The sequence below is a fragment of the Kothea flammea genome, assembly GCF_052161645.1.
Taxonomy (GTDB): domain Bacteria; phylum Planctomycetota; class Planctomycetia; order Pirellulales; family Pirellulaceae; genus Laterigemmans.
Genome location: NZ_CP197414.1, coordinates 600,940 through 614,669, shown reverse-complemented (window position 1 = coordinate 614,669; position 13,730 = coordinate 600,940). Strand labels below are relative to the sequence as shown.

Genomic DNA, 13,730 nt, shown 5'->3' with positions numbered 1-13,730 from the left:
TGTAGCGGAGCGGGGGGCTGGGCCTTTGCGAGCGGCTCAAGAATTTGTGAGCGAGGACTGCCGGCAGCCAATTTTTTTTGCCTAATCGGCCTTTTCGGTTAAAGTCCGGATCGACTAGGATGTGCGAACCTTGCAATTTGCCGATTCAATACCACAGACAAGTCATTGGAGGACTTTCACATGTCAACACGTATACCATTGAGCAAATCTGAAGAGCGTGCCCAATTGCAGCGACGTCGACTGGACCTCTCGATTGCCGAGATGGGCCTTTCGGTGCGAACCACCAATTGTTTGGAAGAGACCGGTATCTTTACGGTCCGCGACTTGCTCAACGCAACCCCGAAAAAATTGCTAGGCATTTCCAACTTCGGCGAGAAGACGCTCGAAGAAGTCTACGCCTCGCTGGAAGAGCTGGGATTCTACCGACCTGGCAAGCAGGCTCTCGTGACGGCTTAATTAGCGGGCAATTCATTGGCAGGCAATTCAATCGCCAACAGTTCGCCACTGTTGGTCGTTTGCGTGCGACGGCAAAAGAGTGTGCCACCCGCGAAGGCGGGCAGCGCTCGATAGCTGCCCGCGGGCAGATCAAAACTTGCGATTGGGCGATAGGCGTCCGCGACAACTTCGATCAATTCCAGTTTGCCATCAACCTGTTGGGCGAGCGCGCGGTTGCCGACGCCAATCAAATGGGCTGTGCCATAATCGGCTTTTTGCCACAGGGGTTGACCATCATTCCAGCGGACGCAGACGAGACCTGCGTCGCTGAAATCCTCTCGGCCGCTGATCGCCAGCAACAGTTCGCCAACTCGCAGCGGTGTTGCATACTGGCTGCTCACCGCCGAAGCGTCCGCCCACAAGTTAGCAGGCGTTGACTTATTCAGATCGAGCTTGCGGCAACCGATTCCATAGGAGGCGGTCAGAAAAATCTGGCTGCCATCGACCAACGGTGTGGCTGCCACGACGGATGGGCCTCGTTTGCCGAAATCGATCCGCCGCACAACTTGTCCGCTCAGCGGCTTGATCACCACGGTTTCCAGACGCATGGGAGCCACCACGTGTTGGACTCCCTGCAACATGATGGTGACGGGGGACGCGTAAGCCGCTTCGCTATCGAGTGCTTGCCAGCGGGTTTTGCCATCCGCCAAATTCAGTCCCACGAGGCCCGCTTGGCTGCGACCGCCAACAGCCACGATGACTAAATCGTCGACAACCAGTGGCGTGCTGCCGGCACCAAAGTAGCCGTCGGCCGCATCCAATTCGCTCCGCAATTGGCGGCTCCAACGTAGCTTGCCGGAATCGGTGGCGAGTGCGTGCAGATCACCGCCAGCTCCGTAAACCAGCACTTGCTCGCCCGTGACCACTGGCACACAGCGGGGGCCCGCGTCGGGATCGACTCCACCGCTGTAAATCGCGGGGAAAGCCTGTTCCCACAGTTTCTTGCCCGTCACGGCCTGCAGACAAGTGAGCACTTCTTGGGCCCCTTGGCGGTGCCACAGATAGACTTGCTCATCCTGCACGGCCACACCTGCGTAGCCAGCACCGCAAGGAAACCGCCAGCGGACAGGGGGATCGTCCGTCCAAGCTGCTACCTGCTCGCCGACCGCCTGACCATCACGATTGGGGCCAAGAATCTGCGGCCAATCGCCAGCGAAAGCGTGACCATGCAGCAAGGCAACCGAACACCAGCAGCTAAACATCCAGAGGCAGCTGAACATCCAAAGGCAGTGGGGCAGACAGATGGGGCGGAAGAGGACCTGCTTCACGAGCGACCGCAGATCTTTTGCGAATGTGGATGCCACGACGAACCTGGAGAGAGAACGAACAAAAATAAGAAACGATGACGGCAGAGGTGCTTTGTCGAAGATAGTTTAGGCGACAAGCAATGGACGCGCGACTAGCCTCATTGTATGACAAGGTAAGCGATCACACCAAGCTCGCCGATTTCAAGCTCGCCGATTTCTTTCGTCAATCCCATTGCCATCCGGTCCCAATGCCCCGCCTGCCACGCCCCTGGAGTAAGAAACGCGGTAGCCGTTTAGCCAACCGCGTGTTTTCAGGCATCATTGGCGAGGTGTTATTTTTTGGGGTTTTGATTCTGTTGGGGCTATTTGCCTTGACCCTGGGCATCACCAGTCGCTTTGGCCAAGCAACCACGGTGCCGGCCGGTTTTGGATTTTGGAGTTTATTGGTCACCGGTGGCGTGTTGCTGATCACGGGGGGAGGTGGTCTGGCCTATCGGATTCTGAGCGTTGGAGCGAGCAGTGAACGGCGGGCGGCGTTCGCTAAGCGTACCAGCGGGTTGGAGTTTGCCGGGCGTCGCGACCGCCCGGCGGCCGCGTTGCCCAACGTGCCCTCAGGAACGGCTCTCAATGACAGTCCGGGAATACATCTGACGTATCGTTTACCGGCCACGGGCTCGCCAGTGATTCGCGTGGCGGCGGCCGCGCTGCTGGCTCTACTTTGGAGTGGGACTTGGGTTGTCTTGGTCGCCGTTTCAGCCGCTGGTTTTTGGTGGCAAACGCCCCGCCCCGTGTTGACTTTCCTGCTGGTGCCGCTGGGAGCGATCAGCGTCTGGAGTGTGCGTTATTTCTTCCGGCATTTGCGGGAAGCCGCCGGGGTAGGCGCGACGATCGTGGAGATCAGCGACAATCCTCTCTATCCGGGCAACCGCTATCGGCTGTATGTGGTGCAGTATGGAAATTTGCGATTGCGGCGTTTGCGTGTCATGATGGTTTGTGAGGAAGAATCGATTTTCCGGCAAGGCACCGATGTTCGCACCGATAAACATCTAGCCAGCGAATTAACGATTTGTAACGAAAAAAACGTTTCTATCGACTCCAAGGGTGCTTGGGAGCGAGAATTTGATATGCTAGTGCCCCTGGACGCTATGCATTCCTTTCAAAGTCCGCACAATGCGGTTCATTGGAAAATTATCGTCGCTGGAGAATCTCGACCTTGGCCATCGTTCTGCCGAAGTTTCCCCGTCGTCGTGCACCCGTTGCGCGACCGCTCGAATCACGACCATCGATAAGTTTACGATGCTGTCGGAGCGATGGCTGTTATCAACCGGGTGAACAGCTCGCCTGCACGTGGCAATTGCAGCAGTTAACAGCTGATCAGCTGCAGGGGCTGGAGATTTCGGTGCTGTGGTACACTGAAGGCAAAGGGGACGAAGATTTTGCGATTCATTTTTTTCATCGCTGGAGTGCCGCTCGCCTTTCTCAGTTGAACCTGGCGTTGCCGCAGACGTTTGCCACCGATCTGCCCGCCAGCCCGCTCAGCTACGAAGGTCATTTGCTGAGGATTCGCTGGTGCATTCGCTTGCGATTATTCCTCGCCGTTGGCAAGGAGATTGTCGCCGAGCAGCCGCTCCGCATGAGCACGCTCCGTCATGGCGGCGACACAACCAGCCGATGAGCCGGTGAGGGCAATGATTCCGCGGACGCGCCCCGCCAACCCCTTTAGTTCCGCGACAACGCGAGCTGGCGCCATCAGCTTTCACTGGGCTGCCGCGGAAGTGGGCGATAGAACCGCGAAAACAGCGATTGGGAGCGTGAACGAGCTGGCACGCCAATTGGCCGAGCATCCACGAGCGGCGATCGCCGGTCCCCATGGGACGGGCAAAACGACCCTGTTGGTGGAACTGTTGAGGCTTCTGGAACGGGACGAAGAAGCAGCGGCGATCCGTGGCGTTGTTCACTGGGTGACACTGCAAGTCGGCCAGCCGCAACGAGAATTACGGGCAAAATTACGAGTTCTGCGGCCTGGCGATTTGCTGGTCATCGACGGCTGGGAGCAAGCCAGTTTGTGGTTGCGACTGCTCAGCGGCGTAATTTGCTGGCGGCGGGAGGTCAGGCTGTTGGTCACCAGCCACGTTTCCCCGAGCGGCTTTCAGGTGCTCATCGAAACCAGGCCCAACGAACGAATTGCCCGCCAGTTGGCCGCTGAACTGCTGGCCGAGTATCCCACGATCGCCCCTCAGCTGCTAGCAAATTTTGCTTCCCACTGGCAAGCTTCAGGGGGGAATTTTCGTGAGCTTTGGGGTAGGCTTTATGACGACTTTGAACACAGCATCAAGCAACAGGAATCTCCGTGAGCGCTCGACTGAGTATTGTTTTGTCGCAAGCTGGCAACCAGATCGCCAACGGCCGCGATATCGAGGGGGAATTAGTCGCGGATTTGATCGGCGCCGCCGGCATGGACCTAAGCCTGATCGGGCCGCTTGAGCAATTGGGCCATGCAGCGACCGACCGGTTGGTGATCGATGGTCTAACGGGGGACTTTGCCTTGCTGACATGGGATGAGCCCGCCGTCTCGCTGGCGCAGTTGACGGCAGCTTCGGTGCCTGGCTACCGAGCACCCCATCAACTCGATCCCGAGCCGGCCGCCAATCAAGCAGCTGCCGTTGTGGGCAACGCAGCCGATGCAGGGGTGTCGGAGCAGCCGACACGGCGGCGAATTTATTGTTTCAATTTGCGTGAGCATTCAATCGCCAGCGTGCGCGCTGGACTCGAGAAAATATTGCTCACGCGGCAAACCCCCACAATCTCGCTGGGCTCACTCGCAGCAAGCTCACGCGCTAACCGCCGATCCGACGAGCAACAGGCAAAGCCACTGTCGACAGCCGAGTCCCCATCGGCAATACGAGCAGAAAAAGCCACTGCCACCACTTCTGGAGAAAAACAACCTCCCAGAGATCAACCGTCGAAGCATCAACCCGCCGCGATAGTCGAAGAGGATGACGCAGCGGCGATCGACCCGCTCGACGCGCTGGTGGACGATTTGAACGCGTTTGACATCTAGGCAGCCGCGGACTTGCAGGCCACGGCCATGTCCCAAACCGATGTGGAATTCCGTCGCCGGGGACAGGTACCGATGTAACCCATGTGGAATCCCGCAGCCGGGGACAGGTACCGATGTGGAAACCGATGTGGAATCCCGCGGCCGGGGACAGGTACCGATGCGGAATTTCGCCGTTGGGGACAGCCGCCGCCGGACAGGCTGCCGGGTAGAGGCCCTGGCCTGGAGGTGCAGCCCCGCTTGATTTCCCACTTTGACGAGCGACTCGATTTTCGCTGGACTCGCCCCCGTTCGGGATCTCAAGATTGGAACTCACCGGTTCACGACCTACACGCTTTTGTTTTTTAACGAGCAGTCGATTGCAGGCAGTGTCGGCGACCAGTAGGCTTTGGCTTAGCAAAGTTGTTATTTCTTATCATTTGCCGAGAAGACGTTGGGCCATGCCGGCGACAAACGTAGAACACCGTAACGAAATTGCCTTCGTTTACTTCAATGATACGAAGATTTTGGATAGCCAAAGAATTGAACTGGCTGGCCAAGAACTGCGTGATACGTTGGAGAGCGAAGACACGAAACAATTGGTGTTAAATTTTCGCGGCGTGACATTTATGTCCAGCGCGATGATCACCAAACTCGTTGTGCTTGATCGCAACTGCAAAGCGAAAGGTGTTCCATTGCGGCTCTGCGGCCTGGTACCTTCCGTCTTGGACGTCTTCAAAATTACAAACTTGAATCGACTGTTCAAGATTTGTGACAGTGAGGAACAGGCGGTTGTCAGCCTCGACTCTAAAGGACGCTAATTGTTTTGCCTGACCCAACCCCCGATCCCCGGGCGGAGCAACTGCAGCTTCTAGACGCACTGGCCCAGCAGTATGCGGGCGAACTGCACGACGGTCCCGTGCAGTGGATGGTCGGTGCCAAAATGCAAGCCGAGGCGATGCGTCGCCAAGTGGTTGAAGGGCAAGACATCGAGCCGAGCAAGTTTGACGCTCTCCTGGAAACGCTCAGCCGCGGCTTGGCCGAAGCGCGGCGAATGATGCAAGGGCTGCAAGGACCGGAACTGGTCGAGGGATACTGGCAGCAACCACTGCGGCAGGATCTCGAACAGACTCGGCAATCATTAGGCCCCAATCAGCCTGCGTTCGATCTCACTTTTGCCACCGATACCGAGCCACTCGAACATCTCACTGCGGCCACCGTTTATCGCCTGATCCGCGAAGCCGTTTGGAACGCGCTGCGACACGCCGGAGCGAGCCAAATTCGCTGCCAGGTACGCCGCGCAGCCGATCGGCTGCAGCTGGAAATCAGCGACGACGGCCGTGGCTTTCAGATGCCCGCTGATCAAGCACAACCTGGCGACGGATGCTCATTCGGATTGAGCGGGATCGTGCGACGAGCTCAAGCGGCTGGTGGCCAAGCTCACTTGACAACGCAGCCGAACCAAGGGACCCGCTGGAGCATCGAACTTCCGCTCCAGCTGACCCGCTGAGCGTTCATCAAGAACCGCTCGCAGCCGTCGCCGGCTGAGGCGTGGTCTCAATATCTTTCAGCGACTTGCCCAGGCGTTTACGCGTGCTGGCCTTGCTGCCACCGCGAGCCGCAGTCCGTTTGCCACTCGCCGAATCGCCACTCAACAAAGCGGCCACGCCGGGATGCAAATCATCGGAATTCTCCGGCACCCCCAAGTCTTCAATCGCGTCACTGACACCTAGCAAAACCGACTGCTTGACACCATTTCTCAGCCATGAGAAGAAGTTTACGTCCATGTGCTTTCCCCGCTTGCTTTTGGTCGTCCCCAAGAATCTTTGCTCAACCATCAAATCGTGATCGGCGAGCTACAGGTTGGCGATGCTAGACGGAATCGCCCGGCCAAGTCCAGATGATTTTCGCAGGTCAAGAACCTAAAGCCTGGGCTCGTCGGATTTTTCTGGATTGATCTTGAGCCAAACTGGCGAGATTTCTAGACTCCCCCAACGAGCGACTATTTTGCTCCGCGAACAACTATTTTGCTTGTTCTGATTTGAATGTTACTTGCGTGATCGACATTACGGACGGACGATCGACCATGCAACCGATAGATCTTGCCGCGGTTCAGGGAGGACCGAAATGAGCTTGACGCAACTGCTTTCGAAATCAACTTGGCGGTGCATCGGCACTGTCGCCCTGCTCGCGGGGACCACGCTGGCAATCACACTGCCCGCATCTGCTCAACAATCATCTGCTCAAAAATCGAGCGGTAAAGACGAAGTGCTGGCGGTCGTCAACGACCAAACGATCACAGCTCGTCACGTCGGCCACGAAGCAATGGTCCGCTACGGCGAAGAAATCGTCGACAGCCTGGTCGATCGCTACTTGGTGCTGCAAGCTTGCCAAGCAGCCAAGATCGAGATCACGGCGGCTGACGTCAACAACGAGATCGGTCGCATCGCCAAGAAATTCGGATTGACCACGGAAAGCTATCTGGAACTGCTGGAAACCGAACGCGACATCACCACCGACCAATACCGCAGTGATGTGATCTGGCCCATGTTGGCCTTGCGAGCGCTCGTTGCCGACCGCGTGAAAATCACGCAAGAAGAATTCAACGAAGCATTCATCGCTGAATATGGCGAATCGGTAAAGTGCCGCATGATCATGATGGCCGACCGCCCACAGCTGGAACAAGTGTTGGCACAAGCGCGAGCCAATCCAGAAACCTTCGGACAACTGGCCGCCCAGCACAGCGAAGACGAAGCCAGCGCCAGCGTGCGAGGTTTGATTCCGCCGATCCGCCATCACATGGGCGACCCTGCCTTGGAAACAATGGCTTTCAGCTTGCAAGAGAATGAAATCTCCGAACCTTATGCCTTGGGCGATCAGTGGATCGTGCTGCAGTGCGTCAAAAAACTCGCCGCGACGCCCCCCGCGGAAGAAGCTTTCCCAGCCATTCGTGACCAAATCGTCGATCGCCTCCGCGATGAAAAAGTCCGCAGCGAAGCCTCGGTGCTGTTCAACGAGCTGCGCTCGCAAGCCCAAGTCGTCAAAGTCTACGGCAACGCCGAATTGATGCAGCAAAATCCTGGTATCGCGGCAATCATCAACCAACAAAAGCTGACCATCGCACAGGTCACCACCCAAGCCCTCAAGCGTCACGGCGTGGAAATTCTCGACGGCGAAATTAACCGCAGCCTGCTGGAACAAGCTCTAAAGAAATCCAACCAACAAGTCACCGACGCCGACTTGAATGCGGAGATCGCCCGTGCGGCCATGTCATTCGGCTATGTCGATCCACAGGGCAAACCCGATGTGGCTGGCTGGTTGGCAGAGGCCTTACAAGGAGCCGACCAGAAAGCGATCGAACTCTACAAACAGGACGCCGTCTGGCCGTCGGTGGCATTGAAGAAATTGGTTGGCGAAACACCCGTCACCGAAGAAGACATCCAAGAGGGTTATCAAAAGAACTTTGGACCTCGCGTCGAAGTCTTGGCAATCGTGCTCGGCGACCAACGGACCGCACAAAAGGTCTGGGACTTGGCTCGCACCAACCCCACCGACGAATACTTTGGCGAACTCGCCGCGCAATTCTCGATCGAACCCACCTCCCAAAGCAACTTTGGCAAAGTCCCGCCCATTCGCCAATTCGGTGGACAGCCGACTATCGAAAAAGAAGCTTTCTCGCTGAACAAAGGTGACATCAGTGGCATCGTCGCAGCTGGTGACAAATACATCATCCTCCGCTGCCAAGGACGCACCGAACCACTCGTCAGCGACATCGACGCAGTGCGGGACGAATTGATCAGCGAAATTTCCGAGCGAAACCAACGTTTGGCGATGGCTGCGGAGTTCGACCGCCTGAAAGCTTCGGCGAAAATCTACAACGTGCTCAAAGGAGCCGCCCAGGAAGGTCAAGCCGCACAGCCGCCGGCCCAGCGACAACAATCGGCCCAGCGCCCCGGGGCGGGAGTCCCCAGACGCTAAGAGCGGCCCCCCCCCTGCTCTGCCCGATACTTGCGGGCGCAGCAACCCGCCGCGCTCGGGAAAACGGGGCCCGCTGCGATCGGGAAAAAACAGGCAAATCAAACAAGGCTTCCAGGCTGTGGGCTCGAAGCGTTAGGATTTAGCAAACCGCGATCCTCCGCCCCTCGACACCATAGCCTTTTTTTGTTGTTGCCAAATGACTGACTCCTATGACTTCGACGGCCCGGCAATCGACCCGCCCACCGAGGATCCAGCCCCGCAGCCCTTCGAAGTTCGCTTTGCCCAACGCGTCGACCGCCTGCCACCCTACATGTTCGGCCGGATCAACGCCCTGCTCTACCAGAAAAGGCGTGGCGGAGCCGATGTGATCGACATGGGAATGGGAAACCCATCTGATCCCCCAGCCCCAGAAGTCATCGAAAAACTCAACGAAGCGGCCAGCGACATCCGCAACCACGGCTACAGCCAATCCAACGGACTGCTGAACCTGCGTCGCGAAGTGACCAGCAAGTACTTCCGCAAATATGGCGTCCGGCTCGATCCCGAAACCGAAGTCATCGCCTGCTTGGGCAGCAAAGAAGGTTTCTCGCACATGTGCTTGGCCCTAATGGGACCCGGCGACACAGCGATGATCCCCTCACCCTATTTCCCCATTCACATGTACGGCGTCATCCTGGCCGCCGGCAACGTGGTCGCCCTCGATGTGGCCGATCCCGACAAATTTCTCCGCAATGTCGCCTATACCTGCGAAAATCTCACCCCAGCACCCAAAGTGCTGATCGTCAACTATCCCCACAACCCCTCCTCAGCCACCATCGAACCCGACTTTTTCGTCGAGTGCGTGCGGCTGGCTCGCAAATATGGCTTCCTGATCATCCACGATTTCGCCTACGCCGATGTCGCCTTCGATAATTATCAACCACCCAGCTTCTTGGCGGCCCCGGGGGCCAAAGAGGTCGGCGTAGAATTCACCACCATGAGCAAAGGCTACAACATGGCCGGCTGGCGCGTCGGCTTCTGCGCCGGTAACCCCGACATGATCCGCGGCCTGGGAACAATCAAGGGCTATTACGACTACGGCATGTTCCAAGCCATCCAAATCGCCGCCATCGTCGCTCTGCGGGAAACCGAAGCGGAAGTGGAGAAACAGTCAGCGATTTACCAAGGGCGCCGCGACGTCCTGGTCGACGGCCTGCGACGCATCGGCTGGGAAGTCGATCCCCCACGAGCAGGTATGTTCGTCTGGACACGTGTCCCCGAACCCTGGCGGAGCCAGCTGAGCACGATGGATTTCGCCTTGATGCTACTGGAAAAAGGAGACGTAGCGGTCAGTCCAGGAAGCGGGTTCGGAGCCGCCGGCGAAGGCTTCCTACGGCTGGCGCTGGTCGAAAACGAACAACGTTTGCGGCAAGCAGTGCGACAAATCTCTCGCTGCTTGGAAAACCAATTCTTCACCGAATCTTAACACATCACCCCTACCGTTTTTCGCATTAACGGGCGACCATTTGGTAGCCTACCAAGTGAAAAATGTAGTCGAAGCCGAGGCCCAACAGGCGCGGAAGATATCTTGCAAAATCTGACTGAATTCTCGCAAAAAATGAGCGATTTCTGTCAAGCTCCTGATACGACACGACGCTGTTCCTTTACGCACAACGAGACGCAATGATGAAGAGCTGGAAAGTTTTGCCGCAGTTGTTGGCCATCTGGGGAGTGATCATGGCGCTCACTTTCACCGGCTGTGATCGCTCGACTCCCGCAGCGGGCGAAGCGGGGGGTGAGGGCGGCCCCGAAGTCAACGAAGAATTGCAAGGCAAAATCTTGGTTGATGGTTCGAGCACTGTGTTTCCGATCAGCGAAGCTGCCGCTTCGCAGTTCATGAAGCAGTACCCGAACGTCAATATCCCAGTTGGCTCTTCCGGCACGGGGGCTGGTTTTCGCCGTTTCCTCCGTGGTGAAACCGAAATTTCCGACGCTTCGCGACCGATCAAGCCTGAAGAATTCGCCGCCGCCGTGGAAAATGGTCTGGAGTTTATCGAATTACCGGTGGCTTATGACGGACTGACCATCGTGGTCAATCCGGCTAATGATTTTGTCGAATCGATCACGGTGGACGAGTTACGAAAGATTTTCACCGTTTCCGGAAGTGCGAAAAAATGGTCCGACGTGCGGGCTGGCTGGCCCGAGCGGGAAATTGCGATCTTTGCACCGGGCACCGACTCGGGGACTTTTGATTATTTCAGCGAAGTGATTGCCGGGGAGGATGGCGAAATTCGCAACGACATCAGCACCAGCGAGGACGATAATGTGTTGGTCACCGGCGTGGCCGGCTCACCCGATGCGATTGGGTTCTTCGGTGTCGCATATTTCGAAGAAAACCGTGACAAGTTGCGAGCGGTTGCGGTGGTCGACCCCGAGACGGGGCAAGCGGTTATGCCGGATGCGGATAAAATTGAATCGGGCGAGTACGCTCCCTTCAGTCGGCCGCTGTTCATCTACGCCAAATCAGACTCGCTTCGCCGCCCCGACGTCAAACGCTTTATCAGCTTCTACTTGGACAACGCGCCCGAGCTGGCCAAATCAAAGGGCTACGTTTCATTGCCGGCGGCGATTTACGAGCGAGCCAGCGAAAATGTGAAAGCGCGAAAGTCGGGGACTCACTATGTCACCGCCGAGGGTGAGAAGCGACAAGGACCGGTCGTCGAAGTCTATGTGGACGCCAACCGCGTCGGTTTTTAACTCTTGCCGGTGACCCCACCGCATGTCTTCGCCAGTTAACCAACAGATCGCCGTTTTGGATCAATCTGTCCAGGCGGTCTTTACCGCGCCGCGGCGTTCGCTGCGAGGCACTCGCGCGCGGGAGTTATCGATCTACGTTGTGCTCATCGCCTGTGCGGCTTTTTCAGTCTTCATCACCGTCGCCATCCTGGGCGTGTTGCTAAAAGAAACGGTGACCTTTTTTCAGTCGCCCGACGTTAGTCTGGGAAATTTTCTCGGCAGCACTACATGGAATCCCAGGCTGGGTGGATCGCGAAGTTTTGGGATCTGGGCGTTAATCTCGGGGACCACGCTGATCACCGTGATCGCGATGTTGATCGCTTTGCCGCTGGGTTTAATCACGGCGGTCTATCTGAGTGAATTTGCTCCGCGGAAGGTGCGGGCGGTGCTGAAACCGGTGCTGGAGATTTTAGCCGGGATTCCCACCGTGGTGTACGGCTTTTTCGCTCTTACCACGATCACTCCTTTTCTGCAGTGGATTGACGACGGCTTCAACATTTATAACGCCATGGCGGCCGGAATTGCGGTTGGAATTTTGTGTTTGCCCACAGTCTGCTCGCTGTCGGAAGACGCCTTGCGAGCGGTACCTGGCAGCCTCCGCGAAGCCGCTTACGGGCTGGGAGGAACACGGTTTGACGTGGCGGTAAAAGTCGTCGTCCCAGCCGCACTCAGTGGGATCATCAGCGCCTTTTTGTTAGCCGCCGCGCGGGCCATCGGCGAAACGATGATTGTCTCCCTAGCGGCTGGAAGTCGGGCTCGAGTCACCTTTGATCCGCGGGACGATATTCAGACGATGACCGGCTACATGGTGCAGATGGCAACCGGTGACGTCTCCACCTTTGACTTAGCTTATTACTCGCTTTACGCGGTCGCCTTCACGTTGTTCCTAATGACGCTCAGCCTGACAATGGTTGGCAACGTGGTCCGCAAGCGATTTCGCGAGAAGTACGAATGAAAAATCGACCCCCGGCAGCGATCGAGCAATCGATCCAGCGAGCCCCCAAGCGAAGCACGGCCAGTCGTGCCACCAAGAACAGCACGTTCCACGGAATTTGCATTGCCACCGCGGCCGTTTCGGTGGCAATTCTAATCGTGCTGTTGGCGTCGATTTTGATCCAAGGCGTGCCTTCCTTAAGCCTGGGGCTGATCCTCAACCCGCCCGATGACAAAGCATCCCAAGCTGGCATTTGGCCCGCGATGTGGGGCACGATTTGGGTCTGTGGGTTGTGCGGTTTGATGACTTTGCCGATCGGCGTGGCGACCGCCATCTTGATCGAGGAATTCCCACCGCGAACTCGCATCGGCCAGTATTTCCACGGCTTGATCCAGCTCAACATCTCCAACTTGGCGGGCGTCCCCAGCATTGTTTACGGGATTTTGGGACTGACCGCTTTTGTGACCATGTTTGGTTTGTTCAGCGATCCGAAAAACCCGAACGCTTCGCTGGAATTCGGTGCCAATACGTACTACCAATTCATGAGTGAAGGGGATCGCTCGATCATGATCCCCGTTGCCGGTCCCGACGCCCCACGCCCAACTTTGGTGGACGAGATGGCGGCTTACGATTTCGAGCTGAATCCGATTCGCATCCACGTGATTGAGCCAGGCGATCCCTACCCGAACGACGATTCGGTCTTGGCTTACACCGTCTTCAGCGACAGCGAAGGAGGCCCAGTTCCGAAAGCCTCCTGGTACTATTTCCGGCTGCCGTTCGGTCGCGGAGTCCTAGCCGGCGCGCTGACGTTGATGTTGGTGATCTTGCCGATCGTGATCATCAGCAGCCAAGAGGCGTTACGCTCGGTCCCCTCGTCGCTGCGAGCTGGCGCGTTGGGGCTGGGGGCGACTCCCTGGCAAGTCATTTGGAATGTCACCCTGCCGTCGGCGATTCCCGGTATCATGACGGGATCGATTTTGTCGATGAGTCGCGCGATTGGGGAAGCAGCACCACTGCTAATCATTTCCGGAGTGGTGTTTATTCGCCAGGCGCCCAGTAATTTGATGGACGACTTCACCGTGATGCCACTGCAGATTTTTAACTGGGCGGGGCGTCCGCAAGAAGATTTCCAGGACATCGCCGGGGCGGCGATTATTCTGTTACTCATTGTTTTGCTATCCTTTAACGCGGTCGCTGTCTTGATTAGACAGAAACTCCAGAAGCCGCTGAGCTAGTTTTTATTTCGAACCGGTCATGTCGCAAA

Annotated in this window: 14 protein-coding genes; 12 read left to right on the top strand and 2 right to left on the bottom strand. The window is 57.2% G+C overall.

Annotated elements, in window-relative coordinates:
- Nucleotides 1-180: 180 nt before the first annotated feature.
- The gene (locus tag SH139x_RS02075) at nucleotides 181-456 is read left to right on the top strand and encodes a DNA-directed RNA polymerase subunit alpha C-terminal domain-containing protein (RefSeq protein ID WP_488353631.1); all 276 of its coding nucleotides are present in this window, start codon (nucleotides 181-183) and stop codon (nucleotides 454-456) included.
- On the opposite strand, the gene SH139x_RS02070 is transcribed toward SH139x_RS02075, so the two are convergent.
- Nucleotides 453-1,715 (bottom strand): PQQ-binding-like beta-propeller repeat protein, encoded by a 1,263-nt coding sequence (locus SH139x_RS02070; protein ID WP_488353630.1) that lies wholly within the window; start codon nucleotides 1,713-1,715, stop codon nucleotides 453-455. The two genes, SH139x_RS02075 and SH139x_RS02070, sit on opposite strands and share 4 nt — an antisense overlap.
- A 167-nt stretch (nucleotides 1,716-1,882) precedes the next feature.
- Here SH139x_RS02070 and SH139x_RS02065 point away from each other — a divergent pair, with 167 nt between their 5' ends.
- The 6 genes from SH139x_RS02065 to SH139x_RS02040 all read left to right on the top strand — a co-directional run bounded on the left by SH139x_RS02065 (nucleotide 1,883) and on the right by SH139x_RS02040 (nucleotide 6,289).
- Nucleotides 1,883-3,031, top strand: coding sequence for a hypothetical protein (locus SH139x_RS02065; RefSeq protein ID WP_488353629.1), 1,149 nt, complete (start codon nucleotides 1,883-1,885; stop codon nucleotides 3,029-3,031).
- A gap of 110 nt (nucleotides 3,032-3,141) precedes the next feature.
- Complete coding sequence (locus tag SH139x_RS02060) at nucleotides 3,142-3,417, top strand: hypothetical protein (RefSeq protein WP_488353628.1); 276 nt, start codon at nucleotides 3,142-3,144, stop codon at nucleotides 3,415-3,417.
- Nucleotides 3,392-4,096, top strand: a complete 705-nt coding sequence (locus SH139x_RS02055) for a hypothetical protein (protein WP_488353627.1) — start codon at nucleotides 3,392-3,394, stop codon at nucleotides 4,094-4,096. The genes SH139x_RS02060 and SH139x_RS02055 overlap by 26 nt, the downstream gene beginning before the upstream one ends.
- The gene (locus SH139x_RS02050; RefSeq protein ID WP_488353626.1) at nucleotides 4,093-4,803 is read left to right on the top strand and encodes a hypothetical protein; all 711 of its coding nucleotides are present in this window, start codon (nucleotides 4,093-4,095) and stop codon (nucleotides 4,801-4,803) included. The genes SH139x_RS02055 and SH139x_RS02050 overlap by 4 nt, the downstream gene beginning before the upstream one ends.
- Nucleotides 4,804-5,240: 437 nt before the next feature.
- Nucleotides 5,241-5,600, top strand: coding sequence for an STAS domain-containing protein (locus SH139x_RS02045; RefSeq protein ID WP_488353625.1), 360 nt, complete (start codon nucleotides 5,241-5,243; stop codon nucleotides 5,598-5,600).
- Between the two features lie 5 nt (nucleotides 5,601-5,605).
- Nucleotides 5,606-6,289, top strand: a complete 684-nt coding sequence (locus tag SH139x_RS02040) for a sensor histidine kinase (protein WP_488353624.1) — start codon at nucleotides 5,606-5,608, stop codon at nucleotides 6,287-6,289.
- Nucleotides 6,290-6,296: 7 nt separating this feature from the next.
- Here SH139x_RS02040 and SH139x_RS02035 read toward each other — a convergent pair whose 3' ends face one another.
- A complete protein-coding gene (locus tag SH139x_RS02035) occupies nucleotides 6,297-6,566 on the bottom strand; it encodes a hypothetical protein (protein ID WP_488353623.1) in 270 nt (89 codons plus the stop codon).
- Nucleotides 6,567-6,906: 340 nt separating this feature from the next.
- On the opposite strand from SH139x_RS02035, the gene SH139x_RS02030 reads away from it, so the two are divergent.
- From SH139x_RS02030 to SH139x_RS02010, 5 genes are all read left to right on the top strand, one after another.
- Nucleotides 6,907-8,757, top strand: a complete 1,851-nt coding sequence (locus SH139x_RS02030) for a peptidylprolyl isomerase (protein ID WP_488353622.1) — start codon at nucleotides 6,907-6,909, stop codon at nucleotides 8,755-8,757.
- A 196-nt stretch (nucleotides 8,758-8,953) separates the two neighbouring features.
- Nucleotides 8,954-10,222, top strand: a complete 1,269-nt coding sequence (locus SH139x_RS02025; RefSeq protein WP_488353621.1) for an aminotransferase class I/II-fold pyridoxal phosphate-dependent enzyme — start codon at nucleotides 8,954-8,956, stop codon at nucleotides 10,220-10,222.
- Between the two features lie 197 nt (nucleotides 10,223-10,419).
- On the top strand, nucleotides 10,420-11,493 hold the full coding sequence (locus SH139x_RS02020) for a PstS family phosphate ABC transporter substrate-binding protein (RefSeq protein ID WP_488353620.1): 1,074 nt from the start codon (nucleotides 10,420-10,422) through the stop codon (nucleotides 11,491-11,493).
- 22 nt (nucleotides 11,494-11,515) lie between these two features.
- Nucleotides 11,516-12,487 (top strand): phosphate ABC transporter permease subunit PstC, encoded by a 972-nt coding sequence (pstC, locus tag SH139x_RS02015; RefSeq protein WP_488353619.1) that lies wholly within the window; start codon nucleotides 11,516-11,518, stop codon nucleotides 12,485-12,487.
- Nucleotides 12,484-13,701 carry a PstA family ABC transporter permease gene (locus SH139x_RS02010; RefSeq protein WP_488353618.1) on the top strand — a complete coding sequence of 406 codons (1,218 nt, stop codon included), beginning with the start codon at nucleotides 12,484-12,486 and terminating at the stop codon, nucleotides 13,699-13,701. The genes pstC and SH139x_RS02010 overlap by 4 nt, the downstream gene beginning before the upstream one ends.
- Nucleotides 13,702-13,730: the final 29 nt, after the last annotated feature.